This is a genomic window from Sphingomonas sp. BL-S-30 (assembly GCF_055521475.1).
The window spans coordinates 1496422-1518513 of the sequence record NZ_CM145481.1; the positions used below are offsets into that span (position 1 = coordinate 1496422).

Annotated in this window: 17 protein-coding genes; 13 read left to right on the forward strand and 4 right to left on the reverse strand. The window is 65.3% G+C overall.

Annotated elements, in window-relative coordinates; all coding sequences use genetic code 11:
- The first annotated feature begins 7 nt into the window (after positions 1 to 7).
- Positions 8 to 1849 carry a WD40 repeat domain-containing protein gene (locus ACZ1I5_RS06990; RefSeq protein ID WP_465172985.1) on the forward strand — a complete coding sequence of 614 codons (1842 nt, stop codon included), beginning with the start codon at positions 8 to 10 and terminating at the stop codon, positions 1847 to 1849.
- Between the two features lie 67 nt (positions 1850 to 1916).
- Positions 1917 to 3527, forward strand: coding sequence for a hypothetical protein (locus ACZ1I5_RS06995; protein ID WP_465172986.1), 1611 nt, complete (start codon positions 1917 to 1919; stop codon positions 3525 to 3527).
- A gap of 60 nt (positions 3528 to 3587) precedes the next feature.
- Here ACZ1I5_RS06995 and ACZ1I5_RS07000 read toward each other — a convergent pair whose 3' ends face one another.
- Positions 3588 to 4814: a hypothetical protein gene (locus ACZ1I5_RS07000; protein ID WP_465172987.1), complete on the reverse strand. Its 1227-nt coding sequence runs from the start codon at positions 4812 to 4814 to the stop codon at positions 3588 to 3590.
- A 100-nt stretch (positions 4815 to 4914) separates the two neighbouring features.
- Between ACZ1I5_RS07000 and ACZ1I5_RS07005 the strand changes: the two genes are divergently transcribed.
- Complete coding sequence (locus ACZ1I5_RS07005; RefSeq protein ID WP_465172988.1) at positions 4915 to 6090, forward strand: glycosyltransferase family 4 protein; 1176 nt, start codon at positions 4915 to 4917, stop codon at positions 6088 to 6090.
- Positions 6091 to 6201: 111 nt separating this feature from the next.
- On the opposite strand, the gene ACZ1I5_RS07010 is transcribed toward ACZ1I5_RS07005, so the two are convergent.
- Positions 6202 to 6954 carry a hypothetical protein gene (locus ACZ1I5_RS07010; RefSeq protein WP_465172989.1) on the reverse strand — a complete coding sequence of 251 codons (753 nt, stop codon included), beginning with the start codon at positions 6952 to 6954 and terminating at the stop codon, positions 6202 to 6204.
- Between the two features lie 98 nt (positions 6955 to 7052).
- On the opposite strand from ACZ1I5_RS07010, the gene ACZ1I5_RS07015 reads away from it, so the two are divergent.
- From ACZ1I5_RS07015 to ACZ1I5_RS07045, 7 genes are all read left to right on the forward strand, one after another.
- Complete coding sequence (locus tag ACZ1I5_RS07015; RefSeq protein WP_465172990.1) at positions 7053 to 7730, forward strand: class I SAM-dependent methyltransferase; 678 nt, start codon at positions 7053 to 7055, stop codon at positions 7728 to 7730.
- Positions 7727 to 9859 carry a GNAT family N-acetyltransferase gene (locus tag ACZ1I5_RS07020; protein ID WP_465172991.1) on the forward strand — a complete coding sequence of 711 codons (2133 nt, stop codon included), beginning with the start codon at positions 7727 to 7729 and terminating at the stop codon, positions 9857 to 9859. Before ACZ1I5_RS07015 ends, ACZ1I5_RS07020 begins: the two co-directional genes overlap by 4 nt.
- Positions 9856 to 10719 carry a glucosamine inositolphosphorylceramide transferase family protein gene (locus tag ACZ1I5_RS07025; RefSeq protein WP_465172992.1) on the forward strand — a complete coding sequence of 288 codons (864 nt, stop codon included), beginning with the start codon at positions 9856 to 9858 and terminating at the stop codon, positions 10717 to 10719. The genes ACZ1I5_RS07020 and ACZ1I5_RS07025 overlap by 4 nt, the downstream gene beginning before the upstream one ends.
- A gap of 160 nt (positions 10720 to 10879) precedes the next feature.
- Entirely contained in the window at positions 10880 to 12553 is a 1674-nt protein-coding gene (locus ACZ1I5_RS07030; protein ID WP_465172993.1) for a hypothetical protein, read from the forward strand.
- 147 nt (positions 12554 to 12700) lie between these two features.
- Positions 12701 to 13474 carry a hypothetical protein gene (locus ACZ1I5_RS07035; protein ID WP_465172994.1) on the forward strand — a complete coding sequence of 258 codons (774 nt, stop codon included), beginning with the start codon at positions 12701 to 12703 and terminating at the stop codon, positions 13472 to 13474.
- Positions 13475 to 13599: 125 nt separating this feature from the next.
- Entirely contained in the window at positions 13600 to 13857 is a 258-nt protein-coding gene (locus tag ACZ1I5_RS07040) for a hypothetical protein (RefSeq protein ID WP_465172995.1), read from the forward strand.
- 32 nt (positions 13858 to 13889) lie between these two features.
- Positions 13890 to 15086 carry a dipeptidase gene (locus tag ACZ1I5_RS07045; RefSeq protein ID WP_465173912.1) on the forward strand — a complete coding sequence of 399 codons (1197 nt, stop codon included), beginning with the start codon at positions 13890 to 13892 and terminating at the stop codon, positions 15084 to 15086.
- 362 nt (positions 15087 to 15448) lie between these two features.
- Here the strand turns inward: ACZ1I5_RS07045 and ACZ1I5_RS07050 are convergent, their stop codons facing one another.
- Positions 15449 to 15679 carry a response regulator transcription factor gene (locus ACZ1I5_RS07050; RefSeq protein WP_465173913.1) on the reverse strand — a complete coding sequence of 77 codons (231 nt, stop codon included), beginning with the start codon at positions 15677 to 15679 and terminating at the stop codon, positions 15449 to 15451.
- Between the two features lie 318 nt (positions 15680 to 15997).
- On the opposite strand from ACZ1I5_RS07050, the gene ACZ1I5_RS07055 reads away from it, so the two are divergent.
- Positions 15998 to 17338, forward strand: coding sequence for a GntP family permease (locus ACZ1I5_RS07055; RefSeq protein WP_465172996.1), 1341 nt, complete (start codon positions 15998 to 16000; stop codon positions 17336 to 17338).
- A 38-nt stretch (positions 17339 to 17376) separates the two neighbouring features.
- Positions 17377 to 18060: a FadR/GntR family transcriptional regulator gene (locus tag ACZ1I5_RS07060; RefSeq protein ID WP_465173914.1), complete on the forward strand. Its 684-nt coding sequence runs from the start codon at positions 17377 to 17379 to the stop codon at positions 18058 to 18060.
- A gap of 193 nt (positions 18061 to 18253) precedes the next feature.
- Here ACZ1I5_RS07060 and ACZ1I5_RS07065 read toward each other — a convergent pair whose 3' ends face one another.
- Positions 18254 to 18790, reverse strand: a complete 537-nt coding sequence (locus ACZ1I5_RS07065; protein WP_465172997.1) for a gluconokinase — start codon at positions 18788 to 18790, stop codon at positions 18254 to 18256.
- 199 nt (positions 18791 to 18989) lie between these two features.
- Between ACZ1I5_RS07065 and ACZ1I5_RS07070 the strand changes: the two genes are divergently transcribed.
- On the forward strand, positions 18990 to 22046 hold the full coding sequence (locus ACZ1I5_RS07070) for a glycosyl hydrolase family 28-related protein (RefSeq protein WP_465172998.1): 3057 nt from the start codon (positions 18990 to 18992) through the stop codon (positions 22044 to 22046).
- The last annotated feature ends 46 nt before the right edge of the window (positions 22047 to 22092 follow it).

Genomic DNA, 22092 nt, shown 5'->3' on the forward strand with positions numbered 1-22092 from the left:
GCCGCCGATGCTCAACGCCAACATCGCCCCGATCGCAGCCGATGGCTTCACCCGCCACCGCGGGCCGGTCACCTCGGTTGCCGCCATTCCGGGCCGCGCTGCCGCGATCGCCGTCGCCTATGACGGCGCGGTCAGCCTGTTCGATCTCGAAGCCGGAACGGCCGAGCTGCTCGGCTATCACCGCCATCTCGCCAATCATGTGACGGTGAGCGAGGACGGCGCCTGGGCGGCTTCGTCCTCCTCGGATTACGATATCTATATCTGGGACCTGGCGGCGCGGAAACTGGCGCTCGTGCTGCGCGGGCATAGCGACGATGTGGAAGGTTTTGCCTTTGTCGATGAGTCGACCGGCGTTTCCGCCTCGCGCGACCGGCGGATCATCGTGTGGGATCTCGTCACTGGCGCCATCCGCCGGACGATCGAGGGGCATGAGAAGGACGTGCTGTCGGTCGCCTGCCGCGACGGGCTGATCTATTCGTCGGGCGACGACATGACGCTGCGCCAATGGGATCTCGCCACCGGCGCGCTCATCCGCACCTGGGGCCCGTTCGAGACCGAAACCGACACCTGCGCCATCGACATGCTCAACGGCCGCGTGGTGCTGGGCTGCGACGACGGCGTCATCCGCGTCTTCGATGCCCGTGAGGGCACGGCCCTGGCCTCGATCGAGGCGCACGGATCGGGGATCAAGAAAGTCGCGGTCTCGCCGGTCAATGGCGACATCCTGTCCTGCGCCTATGATCAGGTGATCAGGGTCTGGGATGCGGCGTCCTTTACGCCGCGAGTCGATCTGGAAAATCATGCGGCGAAATGGGAACGGTCCTTCGGCTGGTCGCCGGACGGCAGCACGATCCTTGCCGGCACCTTCGACGGCACCGTCGTGCAATGGGATGCGGCGTCAGGCCGGATCCTGTGCGAAATCGGCGGCGCGCCGGGTGACCAGGGCAATGCCTGTTTCAACGAAGCTTCCGCGACATCGGACGGAAGTATTGCGCTGGTCGCCGATGACGGGATGGTGCGGCTGATCCGCCTGACCGATCGGGAGGCCAGCCTCGTTGCGCGTACCGCCCCGCCCGGCGGGCGCCGGCTGATGAACGCGGTGACCCGCGATCCCGGCGCTGACCGGGTGATCGCAGGCTCGCACGACCACAAGCTGCACATCTTCGGTGCCGGGCTGGAAAGCGTGGCCGCGGTGGCGCTGGGGCAGGGGCCGATCAATTCGATCCGGGTGGCGCAGTGTCCGGGCCATGAAGGCGCGCTGTTCGCTGCCTGCTACAGCGGCGCGATCGTTCGGGTCTCGCCGGACGGGCGGGACGTTCAGGCCCATGCGCTGCACGACGGCGCGGTGAAGGCGCTGCGCCTGCACCCGAGCGAAGCGATCGGGGTGAGCTGCAGCGCCGATGGCGGGCTGCTGTCCTGGACGCTCGACGGGGAGATCCTCAATCACTTCCCGGGCCACACCGCGATCGTCGACGATGTCGACATCTCTCCCACGGGCGACCGGATCGCCAGCGCGTCGCGCGATTTCACGCTGAACGTCTATGACCTGGCCGACGCGCGGCTGACTCATTCGATCGAGCTTGGGCGCCGTTCCCCCAAATCGCTCTGCTTCTGGGATGCCGAGACGGTGATCGTCGGCGATTATTGGGGCGCGCTGGTCAAGGCCGATCTGCGCACGGGCCGCGTCAGCCGCCGGACCATCGCGGCCAACGGCATTAGCTCGCTGTCGCGCAGCGGCGATGGGCTGATCGCCTCCTCCTATGACGGGGGAATCTATCTCGTGTCCGTCCCCGATCTCGCCGTCCGCAACGTCTATCGCGCGATGACCCAGCGGGTCGGCGCCACCTGACTCGACCGCAATCTACCGATGTTGTCAGCGTTCCCGATTTCACTGAATTTCTGAAGGAGCATGCGAAATGAAACCGAGCAAATGGCTATTATCGGCCGGCCTGTTTCTGTTTGTCGGCATCGCCGCCAAATCATCCGTCCAGTCCCAGACGCCCGCCGGCCCGGCGCCGCTATGCGCCGTCAGCAGCGCCGAGTTCGCCACCTGGAAGGTCGGCAATAATTTCGCCCCGCCGAGCAGTTCCAGCTTCCAGCCCTCATCGGATTGCGCTTTCTACAAATGGTCGTCGCAGATGTTCCTCTGGCTGACCACCAAGGACGCGCGCGGCAACCTGCTGATGTTCTCGCCGAAGTTCGATAATGCCGTCGAGGACACCGCGACTGGTGCTTTCCAGCTGGTCAACAGCACCGGCGTGGATGCCCAGGGTAAGTCGAACGTCTCGTTCCGCGTCCGCGTCAACAAGCCCAGGACGCTGCTGCTCAAATCGGCCAACAGCACCAATAACGTGGTCGGCGGCCCGGCGGGCGATACGGACTCGACCGGCCAGGCGGGCGGCGGCGTGCTGATCGTCAATGGACAGCCGATCGCGGCGCCCAGCGCGCCCGGCATGTCGACCTATCCGGTCGTCTATTATGCGATCCAGGAAAATGACGTCTTCACAGCGCTCAAGGAGCATTGGCGCAAGGTGCCTTATTATCGGGTCGGCCCGAACAAGACGAATTTCCCGATCACGCTCGACCAGGCGAAGGAGATCCAGAAAGCCTCCGGCAAGACTCTGCCCAATCTCGAGCAGCTCGCGATCGAAGTGAAGACCGCCTGGGTCGATGTCGCCTATCTCACCACCGCTCAGGCCGGCAGCCTCATCCGGATCAAGTCGGACGTCCCGGCCTTTACCCAATCGACCAATACCCAGGGGCAACTGGTGCTGACCTGGGATGGCGAGACCATGGTCACGCGGACCCTGGCGATGGTCGGCATGCACGTCGTGGGGTCGGTCAACTCTCATCCGGAAATGGTCTGGGCGACGTTCGAATCGAACTTCAACAGCCCCGATGCGACCTATTCCTATCTCAACCAGAATTACGATCCCGCCACCAAGGCGTGCAAGGCGAGCACGAGCTGCCTCAACACCGTCACCTTCAGCCAGACGAGCAGCCAGTCCTCGATTTTCTACAACGGCACGAAAGGGGCTCCCACCGCGCCCGATGTGATCGTCGAAACGGCATCGTCCGGCAAAGACCCCAACATCGTCAGCATCGTCTCGGCCGGGGCGAAATTGACGCCGGCCAGCGTCGCACGCCTCAATCCCTGGGGCAGTCAGCAGCCGGCCACACCGACACCGACCGACCCGGCCGTGCTCAACAACACCTTGCTGGTATCGCTGATGCAATCGCTTCAACCGAAGCTGGCCGCGTCGGGCACGACCGGCAAGGCGCTGGCCAATTATTTCCTGGTCGGCGCGATCTGGAGCAACCGCATCATCCCGCCGCAGCCGGGCTACCAGCTGATCGGGTCGCAGTTCGTCGCGAACACGACGATGGAGACGTTCCAGCAGGTCCGACCGGGCAATCCCGATCCGGAGGCCACGGCCGCCAACTGCTTCAGCTGCCATGGCGACTTCAACGGCACGCAAGGCACCAGCGTCAGCCACGTCTTCCCGAACACGGTGACGTTCCGCTGATCTCCGCCTGAATGATCCGCCCCGCCGCGACCCTCGGTTCGCGGCGGGGTTTTTTGTGCCTCAGAACCGGATCGAATGGCGGTGGAAGGCGCGCGCCAGGAGCGGATCCCCGCCATGCGCGAAATAGCGCTCGCGATAGTCGTGCGCGGTGATCGCGTTGACGCTGCTGTTGCTGTGGTCCGAACCGTAGAGGAAGATGTCCGGTGCCGTCTCGGCGAGGCGGACGATCCAGTCCTCATAGATGCGGCGCTTCTGGTCCAGGCTGTAATGAGTAGCGCTGAAGATCGTGCAAAAGGCATTGCTCCACCAGATCAGCGCGCCGGGCTCGTTGCGGATGCGCGCGAGCAGGACGTCGGCCTCGAGGATGTTGCAGAGCAGATACTCGCGCTTCAATATGCGGAACTGCCGCCAATGATCCTCGAAAGCGACCGCGCCGCCCCAGCGCGCCAGTTCGGCCGCCCATAGCCGGTCGAGTTCCGCCCAATCCATGTTGTCGGGCGAGGCGCCGGGCCAGAGATAATAATGGGCCCCGTTCTGCCGCTCGAACAGGCCGCGCAGGAAAAGCGGATAGTCGCGCCCGTCCCATTCGCTGTCGAGCGTGCGCCGGAACTCCAGTGCCTGGTTGCTGTAATCGAAGAACACCACCTGGCTGTCCGCGTCCACGCCGTGCGTCGCGAGGATTCGGTTGGGCTTCAGCCCGGCGGCGACGCAATAAAGGGTCGACACGGGCGTGGCGAAACCGGGCGGGGGCTCAGCGACATCGTCATAGGATTCGTAATTCAGCACGAATACGCCGCGCCCGGCCTTTTCGGACATCTCGTCGAGAAAACCGAGAAAGCCCGACGCATTGGCGAGGTCGGGCCGCAGGTCGATCAGATGTCCATCCAGCCCTGGGCCGAACGGCAGCACCGCAACCGTGTCGAGGTCCGGCTCGCCGTCCCGCGCCCAGGCGGCGAGGTCGACCAGCAGGCAGCGACCGGGAAGGCCGGCGAAGACGAAGTCGTGGTCGCCGGTCCATTCCTCCAGCGCGTCGAAAAAGCTGCGGGCCTTGCCGCCGTTCGGGCCGGCATGCTCGGCGACGACATGACCGTAACCCTGAACGAGGCAATAGCGGGCGCCCGTTTCGCGGGCACGGGTGAGGATCGTGTCGAGATCGGCACCCTCGATGATCGCGCCGAAATAATGCCAGCGCAGCCACGATACGGTGAGGTCGCGCGCACGCCCCGCCGGGGTCCCGGTACCAGCGCTTTCCGGTGAACCGAGCAATCCGCAGATCAGGTCGCGCACATGTCTCTCCCCAGGTCGATGCACGACTCTACCGGGCGGATCGGACGAGGCGCATAGTCGATGCCCCCATTTTGACAGGTAACCGGCTTGACCGCGACGCGTGCCGAAAGGCCTAGTGGCGGCGATGGGCGCCACGATACTCCTGCTGCAGGATGCGGCGTATTTCCCGTCCTATGGCGGGGGCAACAAGGCCAACCGTCTCTTGCTGACGGCGCTCGCGGCGCGCGGCTTCGATTGTCACGCCGTGTCGCGCCTGCCCGCCGGGCGCCGGGTCCTGGCCGACCGGTTCAGCGCGCAAGCGCTGGAGGCACGCGGCATTGCGGTCGAAACCGGCGCGCGCGGCATGGCCTATCGCCATGAGGGAGTGAGCGTCGAGGCGCTCGATCTCGGCAGTCCCGAGGCGCCGGCGCGCATCGCCGAGACCATCCGCAGGATCGGGCCCGACTGGATCCTCGTCTCCGATGATCGCCCGGCGATGCTGCTCGACCTCGCCCTGGCCTGCGCGCCCGACCGGGTGGTAGCGCTGGTGCATACCCATTTTCACCTGCCGTTCGGTCCCGAGGCCGAGGCCCATGATCCGGCGCAGCACGAACGATTGCGCCGTGCGCGGAGCATCGTCGTGGTGAGCGAGCATAGCCGGGCCTATCTCCGGGAATTCGGTGGCCTGGACTCGGTCGTCCTGCACTTTCCGGTATTCGGCGACGGCCCGTTCGACCCGGTCGGGCGACCGGATTCCGGCACCGTGACGATGATCAACCCCTGTCTGGTCAAGGGGCTTCCGATCTTCCTCGAACTGGCGGGATTGTTTCCGGATACGCCGTTTGCCGCAGTGCCGACCTGGGGTGGCGACGCGGCGGTCCGCGACCAGCTCTTGCGCCTGCCGAACATGACGGTTCTCGAGCCAGCCGACGATGTCGGTGCCGTCCTGCGCACCACCCGCATTCTGGTCGCGCCGTCGCTGGTGCCGGAAACCTTCGGCTATGTCGCGCTGGACGCGATGCTGCGCGGCATTCCGGTCCTCGCGGGCAATCTCGGCGGGCAGCCCGAGGCCAAGCTCGGGGTGGATTTCATTCTGCCGGTCGCGCCTGCCCGGCGAACGGATATGGGCCATGTCGCGCCGCCGCAGGACATCGCGCCGTGGCAGGCCGCGCTGGACAGCCTGTTGTCGGACGGCAACGCATATCGCCGCTGCGCGAACGCGTCCCGCGAGGCGGCGCTACGCTTCCTGCCGGAAACCGATGCGGGCCATGTCCTGCGCTATCTGGAATCGCTCTGAAACTACTCACCCGTATCACCCCCTCCGTTCGTTTCGAGCGAAGTCGAGAAACAGGGCTTGGCGCTTCGTCAGTGTTTCTCGACTTCGCTCGAAACGAACGGGGAGTGATGCTCAACGTCCCGTCTCGTGCAGTTCCGCTTCGAGATCGCTTCCGCGCAATGCCTCGCTGAGCGCGTCGAAATTCGCGATGGTTTCCCGCAGCGCAACCGGCGTCAGCTTCCAGGTCTGGCCTTCCGGCTGGGCCGGCCGCCCTTGGGCGCCAAGAAAGACAAGCGCCGGCTCTATCCCGTCTGGCGAGAACAGATCCTCGTACCAGAGCAGCACATGGTCCTGCGCTGACTCGCACAGCGCGCGCTCGGTCTCGGCATAGAAGCGCTCGTGCAGCGCGATATTCTCCAGCAGGGCGTCGCGATCGACATGCACCTGGGGGCGGGGCGCCGGCGCGCCGCGATCGTCATAGACCACCCATTCGCCGGTCTGCCGCGCCAGCAGCAGCGACACGAAGCTCTTCACCCGGTTGCGCCGCTTCAGGATGATTTTGCGCACCGACACGTCCGGCACGACGGCGTCATAGGCCGGCTGGTGCTGCCACAGGCACATCTTGAACCCCACCGCGGCGCGCCCGAGATCGGTGCGCCATACGCGATCGACGAATTCGACCGGATCGCGTTCCCGCTCCTCCATGCTGCCCAGCCGGAAATCGCTGTCCTGCAGGTGTCGCGCCACCCCGATCACATGAGGGTTGAAGATTTCGTGATGGCACAGGATGCCCGGGTGGGAATTCAGCACCGTGCACAGGAAATTGCTGCCGGTTCTGGTGGCATTCAAGATGATGAATCGAACCGCTTCCGGTGGTTTCGTCATCTTTCGCTCCGGGAAGGACTGGGCCAACAAGACATGAACTGTTCGGGCGGCAAGTCTAGCCTCGCTCGCGGTGCCGGAGAAAGGGCCTTCTTCCTGTCATGGCGACTGAAGAGCATTATGCCGGGGCGAGCGTCTGGGATACGCGCTTCCGCTCGATCCTCGCCATGGGCGAGCCGGACCGGTCGAGCCAGTGGATGGAACCGTTCCTGCCGTTGTTGAACGAGCATGATTGCCGCCGCGTGTTCGATCTCGGATGCGGTACCGGCTATGATGCGCTGGCGCTCGCGCGGCGGGGATTCCAGGTCGAGGGCATGGATTTTGCGCAGGTCGCGATCGACCAGGCGCGACAGCTCGCCGATGGGGAGGGGCTCGCGATCGATTTCCGCCAGGGCGATGTCGGTCTGCCGCTCGACTATGCGGACGAGGCGTTCGACGCGGTGGTCAGCAATCTGGTGCTGCACAGCTTCGACGATATCGTCCTGAGGCGCATCGTCGGCGAGGTCGGCCGCTGCCTCCGGCCCGGCGGGCTGTTCCTGTTTCACGCCAATTCCATGGCGGATCTCGAGCGCAGGCTCGCCTTCCAGCCCCCGGAGCGCCAGCTCGGGCCTCGATCCTATATCCTCGCCGGCGGCCAGACGATGCATTTCTTCAGCCGCGATTATTGCCAGGCCGTGCTCGCCGGCTGGGAACAGCTCGTGCTGGAGCCGGTGACGAGCTTCGATCCGGACGGAAACCCGATCAAGCAGGTCTGGCGCGGAGCCTTTCGCAAGCCGTGACGCCGCGCACGATTGCCATCGTCGATCCCTATGATGCCGGTTCGATGCTGGCGCCCGCCTTTGCCGAGCATGGGGTGGCGGCGGTGATGGTGGGAAGCACGGCAGCAGTTCCGCGGGAGGCGGCATCGTCCTTCGATCCAGCGGCCTTCCGGGATCTGATCTTCTGGCATGACGATATCACTGAAACCGTCGCCTCGTTGCGTGGCCATAAGGTGGATCGCGTCATTGCCGGATCGGAACGGGGCGTGATGCTGGCCGATCGGTTGGGCGAGGCGCTGGGCCTGGCGGGCAACGGCACCCGTCTCAGCCAGGCACGCCGTGACAAGGCCCGCATGATCGAGGAGGTCGGTCGCCACGGTATCCGGGTGCCGCGGCAGATCGAATCCGGGCGGCTCGACCAGATCATGGACTGGCTGGATGCCGGGGGTCACTGGCCGGCGGTGTTGAAGCCCCGCCTCGCAAAGGGATCGGAAGGCGTCCATCTGTGCGCGTCGCGGGACGAGGTGGCGCGCGCCTTCCATGCCGTTCACGGCCAGGTCGACCGGCTCGGGTTCAGCAACGAGACCGTGCTGGTGCAGGAATTCCTGAGCGGGCCGGAATATGTCGTGGACACCGTCAGCCATGATGGACACCATCGGCTGGCGGCGTTGTGGGCCTATGGCAAGCCGGCGCCGGGTTTCGACTCGATCGGGCTTCTGTCCACCAAGCAACTGCTGCCGCCCGAGGGGCCGCTGGCCGATCTGCTCTTCGCCTTCGCCGTGCGCGTTCTGGATGCGCTGGAGATCCGTCACGGTGCCGGGCATTGCGAGGTGATCGTCGATGAGCACGGCCCGGTGCTGGTGGAGATCGGCGCTCGCCTCCATGGCGGCCCGCCGGCCCATCTGATGTGCCGCGCGGCCACGGGGACCAGTCAGCTCGATCTGGTGGTGCAATCCTGCCTCGATCCAGCCGGCTTTCTCGACCAGGTCTCGCGGCGCTATACGCTGGCCAGCGGCACCGCGATGGCACTGCTGCGCGACGACAGCCTCAGGGGGCAGATCGAAAAGCTGCCTTCCGCCCAGCGCATCGCCTGGAACGCGCCGGCCGGGCAACCCCAGCCACCGGTGGCGGGTGTCGCCACGCTGATCCATGCGGATCGGGACACGGTCGCGGCTGACCTGGAGATCGTCACCGGAGGGATCGCCTGCGACCTGCTCGAGGATCGCGAGGCGGTCGAGACGATCGCGGGAGCGTGGCGTGCGCTGCTCGAACGCTCTCGCTGCAACCGCGCCTTCAGTGGACCGAGCTGGTATCTGGCGGCGCTCGATGCCTGGCCCGAGCACCTGCCCTGTGTGATCGCCGCGCGCCGCGGCGAACAGCTCGTCGGCGTCTTTCCGCTGGTCCAGCACTCGCGCGACGAAACGGCGCGTTTCGCCACGCTGCTGAGCGATTATAACGACCTGATCGTGGCGGATGGCGACGTCGCGGCCGCGCGGCGGCTGATGATCTTTGCGCGCAGTCGCTTTCCCCGGCTCGACCTGACCTGCATCCGTCCCGACGCGAACTGCGCGACGGCCGAGGGCACGGCACCGATGCTCGTCGAGAAGACATTCATCTGCCCGACCGCCGATCTTTCCGGCGGCTATGACGGCTGGTTCGCCACACGCAGCCCCGGCTTCCAGCGCGAGCTTGGCCTTGTCGTGCGCCGCGCGGCGCGCAACGGCCTTGTCGTGCGCCGGCTTGATCCCGAGCGCGACACGGCGGTCGACCCGGGCATCTTCTTCGTCGACATGCAGCGCGCGCGCTTCGGCGAGCGCAGCCTGTTCCTGCGCGATCCGGCGGCACGGGCCTTTGCGACCGCGATGCTCCCGGCGCTGTGGCGCGAAGGCAGTGTACCGCTGTTCGGGCTGTGGGCCGGGGAGCGGCTGATCGGACTGGACATCTGCATGCTGGGTGCCGACAGCCTCGGCAACTGGAACGCCGGGTTCGTCGCGGACTTCGCGACTTTCTCTCCCGGCATGCTGATGGCGAATGCCGCGGTGCGCGAGGCGTGCGCGCTTGGCCTGGCCGAGTTCGACTATCTTCGCGGCGTGGAGACCTACAAGCTGCGCTGGTGCTCCGGGCAGCGCGAGATCGGCCGGCTACCATGACTGACCCGCTCCCCGGCGACCCGTGGTCGATCGGCCTCTATGCCGGGCCCGATCCGCTTCATCTCGCACCGCCCGCCGGCATCGCCAATCCGATCATGACGCGCGAGCAGGTGACCGATGTGCCGGCGGCCTTTGTCGCCGACCCGTTCCTCCTGCCCTGGCGGGACGAATGGCATTTGTTCTTCGAAGTGCTGAACCATGGCCGGCAGACGGGCGAGATCGGCTGGGCAAGCAGCGCGGATATGACTGCCTGGTCCTATCGCGGGATCGTGCTGAGCGAGCCGTTCCATCTGTCTTACCCTTATGTGTTCGAACATGAGGGCGAGGTCTTCATGGTTCCGGAGACGCTCGATGCCAACGCTGTCCGGCTTTACCGCGCCGATCCGTTTCCAACGCGCTGGGTTCCGGTCGCCGACCTTATTTCGGGTCGGCTGGCCGATCCCACCCTGTTCAGGTTCGAGGGGCGGTGGTGGATGTTCGCCTGTCCGGCGCCGTCCACGCATGACGCGCTCGCGCTATTTTATGCCGATTCACTCCATGGCCCCTGGCGCGAACATCCGGCCAGTCCGCTGAAGACCGAAGACAAGAGCAGGTCGCGGCCCGGTGGGCGGGTGGTGGTATGGGACGGTCGCCTGTACCGCTTCGCGCAGGATTGCGGGCCGCGCTATGGCAGCGGCGTGCGGGCTTTCGAGATAACGCGCCTGACGCCCGATCTCTATGCCGAGCGCGAATCCGCCGAAAGCCCGATCCTCGGCCCGGCGGGTGAAGGGTGGAACGGCAAGGGCATGCACCATGTGGATGCATGGCTGATCGCGCCGGATCGATGGATCGCCGCCGTGGATGGCATTCGGATCAAGTGATCCCGGGTCCGTACCGCATCGGCCAAGAGTTTCCTCCTCCGATGTAGCCATTCTGGCCTCTTCTTCGATTGCTGCCCGTCGGGCCCCATTATAGGCTGTGGCAATATAGAGATTTGCAGAATTTAAAGCTGCTTGCCGATCTCTCTGAAATGGGGCCGCTATGAAGAAACTTACTTTGCTGCTGTGCGCAGGCTCGCTGGTGGCTGCCGCCGCCGTGGCGCAAACCTCTTCGTCTTCTTCTTCCGCCGTACCGCTGGCGCCGCCATTCGGGCCAGTCGTCGGGCCGGGACGGACGGTGCAGACAGCGGATATGACCAACACCAATCCGCTGATCCCCAGCGACATCTATCGCAACAGCTCTGTCGCGCATCAGGATCTGGCGACCTTTGCCTGGCTCGAGTTCATCTCGGCCGTATCACCCAACAAATCGGGCATGCGCGGCGTGCCTGGCGGCAGTTTTGCGGCCTCGGGCACCGGTGCCAATAAGGGCCCGCTGGTCTGGGAGACCTATCAGCATCGGACCGAATTGTTTCCGTGCAATGCCACCAGTTCTTCGACCGGGCCGGTGACGTCGCCGATACCGCCACAGCCCTGGGGTGCGGCTCCCAAATATGTCACGACCGCCGCGAGTAACAACCTGTGTAGCACCATCACGGTGCCGGGCGGCGGGCCAGTGCCGTTCAACAACCTCGATGAAGCGAACCAGATCGGACAGAACATCCTGTTCTATCCGGCCCAGCCGGGAAATCCGCAACCGGCCACCGATGCCCAGATATTGTTCGAGGCGAAGGTGAACCAGTATGAATCCAATTATGTGACGCAGAATTACAAGAGCTTCATTCCGCAGTTCAAACCGTTCCGCCTCTTCCCGGTGGTCAATCTTCCGACCACGACCGTCGAGGTGAAGGCCGCCTGGCGCCCGGTATCGTCGATCCCGGCCAACCAGCGCTATCGCTATCACATCGCGAACGTGCTCACTTATTCCGGCACCGACACCGCGCCCGTTACCAATGTCGTGCCCTATGCGCTCATCGCGCTTCACATCATCCACAAGACCCCCAACTATCCCGCCTTCATCTTCGCGACGTTCGAACAGGTGGACGACTTCAAGAACCAGGTCACCGGGCAACCGTCGGGCGTCTATTATGTCCCGTCCTACAATTCGGTCGGGTATACGACGCCGGCGACCACGACCTTTCCGCCTACCGGTCAGGTGGTGCCCAACCCGAATATCGGCTTCAACCCAGCTCAGCCGACGGCGAAACCTTATGGTGTGAATGGCAGCGTGAGCTTGCCCCAGGGCAATACGAGCACCTTCCCCGGGGCGAAGCCCGTGCCTGGCGGGGTCGCCATCCCGGTCACCTCACCGGTCCCGACCGTACCGGAAGTCGCCTCGGTGAACGCCCAGGCGCTCGCCGCGATGAAGGGAATTCCCGGTTTCAACCAGAATTTCACCTGGCAATATTACAAGCTCACCGGCGTCCAGGCGGTCCCGACGAACAATGAAAGCACCCGGGATTTCTATCTCGCCAACATCGTCGTCGAAAGCAGCCAGCCGGGCATTCAGCTGTTCCGGGGCTTCCCGCCGATTACGAACGGTGTGCTCACCAATATCCGCAATCAGGTCAACGTCATCGACTATCATAGCGGGGGGTCGCTCACGTCGAGCGGTGGTTGCCAGGGGTGCCATGGTGTCGCGCAGACTCAGAACGGGTTCGACTTCAGCTTCCTGTTCTTCGGCGTGAACGGTGGCGGCTTTACGCCCGAGACGGCCGGACTGCCGCCGCCTCAAGTTTCGGCGGTTCGGTTGGCCAGAAAGAAGTACTTCCAGTAATAGCTGTCGAACCAACGAGAGGGGGCGGTCGACGAATGGCCGCTCCCATCGTGGTTGGCGCCACGCATCCAAAGCGGGCAGCCCGCCGACCGGGGCGCCCTGCTTTCCACGCCGCCAAGGGCAGAAGATCGCCATAGCCGATCGCGGTTGGCCCTGCCGGTCCTGCAGGACAGCTTTTACCATATCGGCGGACATCGCGATTTTCGACGCGAGCGATTGCGCGAGACCGTGCAGCCCATATTGTGGCAACGGCGCGTTGGCCGCATGTTTCCTGTTCCGTTTCACGGGCAGGCTTGCGGATGCGCGACGGAGATTCACGTGTTTGCAGTTGCTACGGCGCTTGCCGTCCTCGTCATGATGCCCTTGCCAGCCCAGGCCGCGGATCGGGCGGAGAGGCCACGTCATGATTCCGGCAGGGTGGTGTGCCGCAGGTCGGTGGAAACCGGTTCCATCCTGAAGCAGCGCATCCTCTGCAAGACGCAAGCTTCCTGGAATAGCTCGGGCGTGGAGCGGCGTGCAGAGGATGATTATTCATACGAAGAGGCGTTGCAGGCCGGCCAGTTGGCGCCCGATCAGAGCATCTCCATCGGCACGGCGAATTGGGAGAAGCTGTCCGCCCTGAAGCTTCATGGTCGCCTCCCTTATGTCCAGCTTGTCCTCGCCGTGGAAGATCTGCTGAAGAAGGGCGAGTGCAAGTTTGCCGGCCAGACCGAAAAGGCTTTCGATATCGAGGCGCGCTTTGCCGTGCGCGTCGCGCCGGGCGGCCGCGCCACTCAGGTTGTCGTATCGGACACAGGATGCACCGCGCTCAACACGCTGGTGGGGCTGACCATATTCGCGCGCTCGAAACGCGGCGATATCGAGCCGGAGGCGGAAGGCGCACGCTGGTTCGCCGGCGCGATGAATTTCACCCTGCGATGAACCTGCCACGCGTTCGCTTGCCAACGCATGATCCCGGTCCCCAAGATCCGTGCCCGGTCCGCGGAGCGGCGATCTCGTCCGGCACACCGGCGAGGAGTTCCTCTACGTCCTCAGCGGGAAGATCGTTGGCGCACACCGAATTCTACGATCCGGTCACATTGGGCCCGGGAGAGGCATTGTATATCGATTCAAGCATGGGCCATGCGTGTCTCGTAGTGGAGGATTGCGATGAGGCGGAGGTACTGGCGGTGATGTCGAGCGCTGAAGAGGAATTGATGGAATCATTGCTGACCCTGCATGAGGAGCCGCGCCAGGGCGCCACCGCCGCGAGCGATGGCGGCGATGCGCCGGGCGTACCGCGTCGTGTCAGGAAGAGCCGTTGAGGCGCTCTCTGCTGCTGCTGTCCGCGGTCGCGATGCTCGCGGCGCCGACGGCATCGCCGGCACAGGATTACAATGCCCGCGTCGCACGCATCCTGAAGGCGACGCCGTTGATCGACGGGCACAATGACTGGCCGGAGGCCCTGCGTGAACGCGAGGGCGATGCGCGCTGGACTGCGGATCTGACGGATCTGTCGGGGCGCCCCGTCCGCTACAACACTGACATCTTGCGGCTGCGCAAGGGCCTTGTCGGTGGCCAGTTCTGGTCGGTCTGGGTATCGTCCGCGCTCGAGGGCAAGGAGCAGGTCGAGCAGACGCTGGAACAGATCGACCTCGTGAAGTCGATCGCCGCGCGCTATCCCCAGACCTTCGCCATGGTCCGGACCGCCGACGATGTCGTCCGTGCTCATGCCGCAGGCCGGATCGCATGCCTGATCGGCGTCGAGGGAGGGGGACAGATCGATAACAATCTGTCGGTATTGCGCAGCTATGCAGCCCTCGGTGCCGGTTATCTGACGCTCACCCATTCGCGCACGATCGAGTGGGCGGATTCGGCGACGGACGATCCCAGGCATGATGGCCTGACCGACTTTGGCCGGTCGATCGTGCTCGAGCTCAACCGGCTCGGCATGCTCGTCGATCTCAGCCATGTCAGCGAGGCGACGATGCGCGACGCGCTCGCCCTGTCAAAGGCGCCGATCATCTTCTCGCATTCGAGCGCGCGGGCGATCGACGATCATCCGCGCAACGTGCCGGACGCGGTTCTCAAGCTGGTCGGCGCGAATGGTGGCGTCGTGATGGTCAATTATGCGCCGGCCTATGTGTCGGACGCCTATCGCCGCTGGTCGGCGGACTCGGTGGCCGAAAAAAGCCGGCTGAATTCGCCGCCGTTCGGCGGGCTCGACATCGGGCAACCCGAAAAGGCGAAGGCCGATTATGCGCTTTGGCTCAAGGACCACCCCGCGCCGCGCGTGACCTTGTCGGAAGTGGCGGATCACATCGTGCACATCGCTAGGGTGGCCGGTGTCGACCATGTCGGGCTAGGTTCCGATTTCGACGGCGTCGGCGATGCGCTCCCGGTCGGTCTCGAGGACGTCGCGACCTATCCGGCACTGCTCGCGGAATTGATGCGCCGGGGCTGGAGCGACGCCGATATCGCCAAGGTCGCCGGCGAAAATGTCCTGAGAGTAATGCGGGCGGCGGAGCGCGTTAAGCAAGACATGGCGCACTGAATTGAGATTTTCAGGATGCGAACCAGGGCATAAACCTCGCCTGGATCGAGTCCCGAAATATCGGCGAATCACCGTCCGAGCGTGACCTTCCGCTCTTCTGCGTCACCGTTCGGCGAGCGCGACGGGCGTCGCAGTAAGGCGCCCATATTAGAGCGGCGAGCGTTAAATCTGATCCGTTCGTCCTGAGTAGGGATCGAGGTGCCGAAGGCGTATCGAGAGCCCGTATCGAAGGACAGGTTGTCGCGCGGAACCTGTCCTTCGATACGCCCTCTCGATACGCCGCTGCGCGGCACCTCGATGGCTACTCAGGACGAACGGGTGGTGGTGGCTCTGATTTAATGCAAGCTACTCTAGCGGTCAGGTCAGGACGCGTAGAGAGTGAGAGTCTGCGCCGCGATGGCGACCTGCGTGCGGTTGCTGACATTGAGCTTGCGCATCAGCGCCGTCATGTGCGCCTTGACCGTTGCTTCCGCGATCCCCAGCTCGAACGCGATCTGCTTGTTGAGCTGACCCGAACGGACGCCTCGCATCACCTTGACCTGAGTCGGCGTGAGCCGCACCGGTGCGCCGATGCCATCCATCGCGCATGGCATCACACCCGCGCCGATCTGATGAGCTTGTTGGCGATTCCCCGTCATATCATCCTCGCTCCTTTGGCTCTTCGGCCTGCCGTGTCGCGCATCCGCACCGTCGCGCAACCCCTGTCCGGGTTCCTGTTTACGCGGAATCAGTTGGACAGCTTTATTTATGTTCTTGAAACGTACGGTGGATCAAGTCTTTTTTCGTTGCTACGACGCGGAAACCTGTCCTACAGATATGATATAGGGATCCGGAGGTGAAAACGCCGCCGGGATAGGAGGGGCGATGTCCGTAGCGATTGAAAGTCGCGTGCCACGGCTGGAGCGGTGCTGGTGACCGGTGCCGATATCAGGCTGGTGATGGCCGCCATCGCCGGCATCACCCTTGCGATCCTGTTGATCGTTCGCGGGCGTCTCCACCCGTTCATCGGACTGTTGTGCGGCGCCTTCGCGGTCGGCCTGCTGGCCGGCCTGCCGCTCGCCGATACGGCCAAGGCCGTGCAGAAGGGAGTCGGCGATATCGTCGGCGGCACCGGGCTGGTGGTCGCGCTGGGCCTGTCGCTCGGCGCCATGCTGCATTTGTCGGGGGCTGCGGCGTCGCTCGCCACCGGCGCGCTGCGCCTGACCGGGCCCAAGGCAGCGCCTTGGGCAACGCTCGGCATCGCCATCATCATCGGGCTTCCGCTCTTCTTCGAAACCGGGCTGGTGCTGTTGTTGCCGATCGTGGTGGCGGCGGCGAAAGCGATGCCCGACGATGGCGACCGGGATGCCGCCAAGCTGCGGCTGATCATGCCCGCGCTGGCCGGCCTGGGCGTGGTCCATGCGTTGGTACCGCCGCATCCGGGTCCGTTGCTCGCAGTCGAGGCGCTCGGGGCCAGCCTTGGCCTCACCATGCTTTACGGCATCATCATCGCGATCCCGATCGCCATTCTCGCCGGCCCGGTGCTCGCCAGGTTTACGACGCGGGGCGTGAAGTTGGTCGAACCGGTCCTCAGCGATCATTCCCTGGACCTCACGCCCCCGCCACGCGCGGTGTCGCTGTTCATCGTGCTGCTGCCGATCGTGCTGATCGCGGCGGGCGAGCTCGGCAAGCTGGTGCCGGGGCTCAAGGACGCCGTCTGGCTGGCCGCCGCCAGCAACCCGGTGCTGGCGCTGCTCGTCACCAATCTCATCGCGCTGCCCCTGTTGTTCGGGCGCCGGCTCAGTGAGGCGGCGATCCAGGATGCCGTGTGGTTTGAGACGATGGGCGCGGCGGGGGCGATCCTGCTGGCGATCGGTGCCGGCGGTGCGCTGAAGCAGGTGCTGGTCACTGCCGGCCTGTCCGACCTGCTCGCGCGGGTGGTGATGATGTATGCGATCTCGCCCTTGCTGCTCGGCTGGCTGGTTGCGGTCGGCATCCGGCTCGCCGCCGGGTCAGCGACGGTCGCGACGATCACGGCGGTCGGGGTCATGCCAGGCGTCGTCGCCGCGTCGGGCGTGTCGCCCGAACTCGTGGTGCTGGCGATCGGCGCCGGCTCGGTGTTCTTCAGCCATGTCAACGATCCGGGCTTCTGGCTGGTGAAGGGCTATGTCGGCACCAGTACGGCCGACACCTTCCGTACCTGGTCGATGCTGGAGACGGTCATCTCGGTGGCCGGGCTCGCCGCGGTCGTGGCGCTCAGCTACGTCATATGACTGGCGGCGGCGCCCGCATCGGCAAGGACGGCCCGGTGGTGCGGGAAGGGACGCTGGCGGGGCGCGCCTATACCGGCATCGTTCAGATCATCAACGATGAGGGCCTGGTGACCGGCGACCGGCTCCCATCCGAGGCGCGGCTTGCCGAAGTCTTCGGCATGTCGCGCTCGATCGTGCGCGAGGCACTGGTCCGGCTCGCCGCCGACGGCATCACCGAGGCGCGGCGCGGCGCGGGCTCCTATGTGAAGCGCCGTCCATCGGAACGGCTCGGCTCGCACATGCCGATGCACGGCCTGGCGGCGACGCTCGGCACCTATGAAGTGCGTTTCGTGCTCGAGGCCGAAGCCGCCCGGCTTGCCGCGCAGCGACGCTCGCACCAGCAGATGGAGGCGATCGACGCGGCGCTTGAGGGGTTGCGCCGAGCGCTGTTGTCCAGCGACCCGGCCCATACCGAGGACTGGGTGCTGCACCGGACCATCGCGGAGGCGACCGGCAACAGCGCCTTTGCCGACACGCTCGATCGCCTCCAGGAAGACGTGATGCTGATCCTGCGCGCCGGGGTCGATATCTCGCGTTCGCGTCCACCCGACGTGATCGCCACGATGATGGAAGAACATGACGCGATCGTCGATGCGATCCGCGCCCAGGATGCCGATGGCGCCGCACTGGCGATGCGCTGGCATCTGTCGCAGGGCCGCAAGCGGCTGATGCCGGAAACCTAGAGCAGCGCGTGCCTAATTCGCTCCGTTCGTCCTGAGTAGGGATCGAGTAGCCGAAGGCGTATCGAGAGCCCGTATCGAAGGACAGGTTATCGCGCGGAACCTGTCCTTCGATACGCCATCTCGATACGCCGCTACGCGGCTACTCGATGGCTACTCAGGACGAACGGGTGGCTCCGATTTAATGCAAGCTACTCTAACGCGCTGTGGAGAGGATGCCGGCCTGTGCCCAGGCGAGGACCTCCCGGCTGAGATTCTCGATCGGCGCATAGCAATGCAGGATCAGTGCGCGCTCGTCGGGCATAGGCCGCTCCAGCGCGGCAAACTGGCTGTCGAGCAGGCTGGTCGGCATGTAATGGCTCTTTCGCGCGGCCAGCCGCGCGGCGATTTCGTCCCGCTCGCCGTCGAGCAATACCCATAGCAACGGTACGCCCGCCGCGCGTTCGAGCCGCTCGCGATAGCGTCGCTTGAGTGCGGAACAGGCGGCGACGGCGATTCCATGTTCATGTACCGCCGATCCGATCGCGGCGCCCAGCCGGTCGAGCCATGGCCAGCGGTCGGCATCGTCGAGGGGTTGCCCGGCCCGCATCTTGGCGACGCTCGCCTCGGCATGGAAATCGTCGCCTTCGAGGGCGGGGCAGGACAGAGACGCGCCGAGATGTGCGATCAGGGTCGACTTCCCGCAACCGCTCACGCCCATCGCGATGATCGCGCAGGGGGGCAATCCAGTCATGTTACCCTGTGCCTTCACCTCGCGTCCTCAGCTTTCGTCACCGTTCGCGCGAATTCGAGCGACGCATCCAGGGCGACCTTATTGGGCACGTGGCGGTTTTGACTATTGCGACCTTTGTCGCGGTCGCAGACATGGCTGCGACCGCGTACCCTGCGCGCTAACCGCGAAAATGCGGGTTTGTCGCGAAAGGTGAAGACGCATGAAGGCGAGCATGATCGCGCGGTGTTTGATTGTCGCGGCGATGCCGATCGGTGCGGTCGCCGGCGCGCAGCAGCCCGCGGTTTCGGCCTTCTCCGTCGCCCCGAACGATCCCGCTGCGGTCACCGTCAAGGCGCGGGGCGACGGCCTGGCTGACGATACCGCCGCGATCCAGGCGGCGATCGATGCGGCGGCTGCGCGTCCCGGCGGCGGCATCGTGTTTCTGCCCTCGGGACGTCATCGGCTCACCCGCACCCTCTATATGTGGCCCGGCGTGCGCCTGTTCGGCGTGGGCAGGACTCGCCCGGTGCTCCTGCTCGCCGCGGCGACGCCCGGCTTCCAGCGCGGCGTCGGCAGCATGGTCTTCTTCACCGGCAACCAGCCGAGCGGCACCGCGCCGGGGCCGGCCGGCGTACCGCTGCGCGGCAAGGTACCGGTGCCGCCGCCGACCAGCGTGCCGTTCGATCCGGACATTGCGGACGCCAATTCGGGCACTTTCTATTCGGCGATGGCCAATGTGAATTTCGAGATCGGCAATGGCAATCCGGCGGCGACGGCGGTGCGCTTCCACACCGCGCAGCACACCTATCTCAGCCATATCGACTTCCATCTAGGCTCGGCGCTCGCCGGCATCTACCAGGTCGGCAATCTCGGCATGGACTTGCGATTTTATGGCGGGCGCTATGGCATCCTGGCCGAGAAGACCTCGCCCGCCTGGCAGTACACGTTGCTGGATTCCGTGTTCGACGGCCAGCGCGATGCCGCGATCCGCGAGCATGAGGCCGGGCTGACCTTGGTGAATACCGTGCTCCGCAACGTACCCGTCGGGATCGAGATCGACCGCGGCTATGGCGACTGGTTGTGGGGCAAGGACGTCCGCTTCGAGAATGTCTCGCGAGCCGGGATCATCATCAGCAACGAAGGCAATGCCTATACCCAGATCGGGTTCGACAATGCCGTGGCCAGCGGCACGCCGGTGTTCGCCCGGTTCCGTGAGAGCGGCAAGACGGTCGCGGGGCCGGCGCCGCGTTACCGGGTCAAGGAGTTCACTTATGGGCTGACCCTGGCGGCGCTCGGCCAGGCGGGCAGCTTTGCGACACGCATGGATGCCGCCCCGCTGTCATCGCTGCCGCGCCGCCGCGATCCGGCGATCCGCGCGTTCCCCGGTACCGCTGGGTGGTCCAATGTCCACGATCTCGGTGCGAAGGGTGACAATGCAACTGACGATACCGCCGCGCTCCAGCGCGCGATCGACACCCATCAGATTCTCTATTTCCCCTCGGGCTTCTACCGCGTCACCGATACGCTGAAGCTGCGCCCCGACAGCGTGCTGATCGGCCTGCATCCCAGCCTGACCCAGATCGTGCTGGCCGACGACACGCCCGCCTATCGCGGGGTCGGCCCGGCCAGGGCGTTGATGGAAAGCGCCAAAGGCGGCGACGCGATCGTCTCGGGTCTCGGCCTCGCCACCGGCGGCATCAACCCGCGCGCGACGGCGCTGCTGTGGCGCGCGGGCGAAAAGTCGCTGGTCGACGACGTCAAGTTCCAGGGCGGGCACGGCACCAATCTCGCCGATGGCAGCCGCTTCGATCCCTATAACGCCAACCACACATCGGATGCCGACCCGAAGAAGCGCTGGGACGCGCAATATTCCAGCCTGTGGGTGACGGATGGCGGTGGCGGCACTTTCAACGGCCTGTGGACGCCGAACACCTATGCCCAGTCCGGGCTTCATGTGTCGGATACGGCGACGCCCGGCTATGTCTATCAGATGTCAGCCGAGCATCATGTGCGCGCCGAGATCGTGCTTGACGGCGTGCGCAACTGGGAATTCCTGGCGCCGCAGACCGAGGAAGAGGCGGGCGAGGGGCGCAATACGGTCGCGCTGGAGGTGCGCAATTCGCGCGACATCCTGTTCGCCAATTTCCATGGCTACCGCGTCACCCGTTCGCTCCAGCCGGCACCGGCGGCGGTCAAGCTTTACGGCTCGACCGGCATCCGTTTCCGCAATGTCCATGTCAATGCGGAGAGCGGCTTTTCGACCTGCGACGCCAATGGTTGCGGCACCTATCTGCGCGCGAGCAAATACCCTTATGCGAATGCGATCCAGGACCTGACGCGCGGTACGGAGGTGCGCGAGCGCGAGTTCGCGGTGCTGGACGTGACTGACGCGGCGCCCGTTGCCGCAGTGCCGCCGCTCGTGCCGGTGACGCGGCTCGCCGGTGACTTTTACGCGCTTGGCGGCGGCGCGGTGGATTCGGCCGGCAAACTCTATTTCGTCGACCGGCAGTTCCACCGCATCCATGGCTGGTCGGACAGGGAGGGACTTTCGATCGTCGCCGATGCCCCGGTCGATCCTATAAACCTCGCGGTCGATCGGTCGGGCAATCTGATGATATTGTCCTCAGACGGCCCCGAGGCGACCGTTTACAGCATCAAACCCGGCGAGGCCCAGGCAGTGCGGGTGATCGCCCCGACGCCCGCCGGCGACCGGTCGGGCGCCCGGATCGCGCTGCCCGGCAGTTTCTGGAACAATGGCGAGTTCCGCGATCAATATGATCCCGCGACCGACCATTTCACCACGCTGGCCGAGATGTTCGCGCGCGACATGGCGACACCGAAGGCTCGCGACTATGTCTCGCCCGATGGCAGCCTGGTCCTGCCGGCCTATCGTGTGTGGCAGCAGGGGCCGGCCAATCATCTGGGCTGGCGCTTCTCCGATACACTCGACACCTATGGCTGGGTCACCGGCAAGATCGGCGAGCGGGTCTATGTCGCCAATGGTTCGGAGGACCGGACCTATTCGGGCCTGCTCGGCCCGCGCGGCGCGGTGACCGATCTCAAGCCCTTCGCGCCGCGCGGCGGGGAGAGCGTGGCGGCGGGGCCGGACGGCCGCGTCTATGTCGCGAACGGCCAGATATTCATCTATGGTGCCGATGGCGGCGAACTGGGGCGGATCGACGTGCCCGAGCGGCCGCTGCAGCTGCTGTTCGGTGGCCCGGACGGGCGCACGCTGTTCATCCTCACGCATCATGCACTGTATTCCGCGCGGCCGTGAACGCTCCCATCGGGGCGATGCTATGCGACCATGGTCGTAGATGATG